Source organism: Caulobacter sp. D5, assembly GCF_003185805.1.
In the GTDB taxonomy this organism is placed as follows: Bacteria; Pseudomonadota; Alphaproteobacteria; order Caulobacterales; family Caulobacteraceae; genus Caulobacter.
This window is the reverse complement of record NZ_QHJY01000564.1, coordinates 1-2,139: the sequence shown is the minus strand read 5'-3', so window position 1 is coordinate 2,139 and position 2,139 is coordinate 1. Positions and strand designations below refer to the sequence as shown.

The 2,139-nt window shown below is 72.0% G+C and carries 2 protein-coding genes; one reads left to right on the top strand and one right to left on the bottom strand.

The window, feature by feature from the left end; genetic code table 11:
• A partial coding sequence (locus DMC18_RS25265; RefSeq protein ID WP_146218232.1) for a LacI family DNA-binding transcriptional regulator occupies positions 1–642 on the bottom strand: 642 nt, incomplete at its 3' end.
• Positions 643–844: 202 nt separating this feature from the next.
• On the opposite strand from DMC18_RS25265, the gene DMC18_RS25260 reads away from it, so the two are divergent.
• Entirely contained in the window at positions 845–2,038 is a 1,194-nt protein-coding gene (locus DMC18_RS25260; protein ID WP_110133429.1) for an MFS transporter, read from the top strand.
• Positions 2,039–2,139 lie beyond the last annotated feature (101 nt).

Genomic DNA, 2,139 nt, shown 5'->3' with positions numbered 1-2,139 from the left:
CGGCGGCAGGGCGAGCGCGGCCAGGCCATGGGCGAAGCCGGCTTCCCGCGCCACCTGGGCCGGGCTGTCGGCGGGACCGGCGACGAAGCCGAACCGGCGCCCGCCCCGCTCGTGCAACAGACGCGCCGCGGCCTCGCCGGCGGCGAAGTTGTCGGATGACACCGAGCGGATCCAGTCGCCGGCCAGGTCCGAGTTCAGGGTGACGATCGGAATGCGCAGCTTGGCCAGCTGGTCGGCGGCTTCCTGCGAGGTCAGGGCCAGGGCCGAGACCACGGCGTCCACCCGGTAGCCGGCCAGTTGATCGACAACGCCGTCGAGGATGCGGTCGCTGTCGACCCGCACCAGCAGCATCTGCCGCCCCGCCGCCGTCAGGGCCTTGGAGAAGGCCTCCAGGGTCATGGCGAAATAGGGATTGTAGAAACCGCCCACGACCACGGCGACTATGCCCGAGCGGTTGGTCTGCAGGATCTTGGGTAGGAGGTTCGGCCGATAGCCCAGGGCCTCGGCGGCCGCCATCACCTTGGCGCGCGTGGCCTCGGCGATCTTCGCGCCCGGCGTGAAGGCGCGCGACACCGCCGACTGCGACACCCCTGCCGCCCTGGCCACGTCGATCGACGACGGCGGCCGCCAGTTTCCGCTCATGCGGCGATCCCTCGCACCCTTTTCCCCACGCGAGCCTGTTTAGAGGGTTGCGCGCCGGCTGGCGAGTGAATAGCTATGCACACATTCGACCAACCGCAGCGTGGCCCTAACCGCGCGCCGTTTCCGCCGGGCCAGCCGCTCGGGCGGACGACAGGCGCGTGCGCGAACGGCTTCGCCGCCCTCCGTTCCGACAAGGCCCGCCATGAGCGTCCCCGCCCGCAGCGCCCCCTCCGCCGCTCTCGTTCAACTGGCCTTGGCGCTGGGCGGCTTCGCCATCGGCACTACCGAGTTCGCCTCGATGAGCCTGCTGCCCGACTTCGCCCGCACCCTGGGCGTCGACGAACCGACCGCCGGCCATGCCATCAGCGCCTATGCCCTGGGCGTGGTGGTCGGGGCGCCGATCATCGCCGTGCTGGCCGCCAGGATCGCCCGCCGGACCCTGCTGGTCGGGCTGATGGTGCTGTTCGCGGTCGGCAACGGCCTGTCGGCCCTGTCGCCCAACTTCGAGACCATGGTGCTGTTCCGCTTCCTCAGCGGCCTGCCGCACGGCGCCTATTTCGGCGTTGCGGCCCTGGTCGCCGCCTCGCTTGCCGCGCCCGACAAACGCGCCTCGGCCGTGGCGCGGGTGATGATCGGCCTGACCGTGGCCACCATCGTCGGCGTGCCGCTCGCCAACGCCGTCGGCCAGTGGATCGGCTGGCGCTGGGGCTTCGTCATCGTCGCGGCCCTGGCGACCCTGACCGCCGTGTCGGTCTATCTGCTGGCGCCGCGCGAGCCTGCGCCCAAGAACGCCAGCCCGCTGCGCGAACTTTCGGCCCTGGCCAGCCGTCGCGTCTGGCTGACGCTCGGCATCGGCGCCATCGGCTTTGGCGGCATGTTCGCGGTCTACACCTATCTGGCCTCGACCCTGATCGAGGTCACCCACGCCTCGCCGGCCGCCCTGCCGCTGGTGCTGATGGTGTTCGGCCTGGGCATGACCGCCGGCACCCTGGTCTGCGCCTGGGCCGCCGACCGCGCCCTGATGCCGGCCGTCGGCGCCATCCTGCTGTGGAGCGCGGCTTCCCTGGCCCTCTACCCGCTGGCCGTCGGCAGCCTGTGGACCCTGGTCGCGGTGGTGTTCCTGATCGGCTGCGGCGGCGGGCTCGGCGCGGCGTTGCAGACCCGGCTGATGGACGTGGCCGGCGAGGCCCAGACCCTGGCCGCCGCCCTCAACCACTCGGCCTTCAACACCGCCAACGCCCTGGGCCCCTGGCTGGCCGGCCTGGCCGTCGCCTCGGGTTTCGGCTGGCGCTCGACCGGCTGGGTCGGCTGCGCCCTGGCCCTGGGCGGCTTCGTGGTCTGGGCGATCGCCGTCTGGGACGACCGCCGTCAGACCGAAGCGACGGCGGCGGCTTAGCCCGCTCCAACTCACGCCCCCTCCCCCGTAAAACCCCCGCAAAAGCGGGGGCCCAGGCTTTTTCTGAAAGGCGGGGCGCTCGACGATAAAACGCCTGGGTC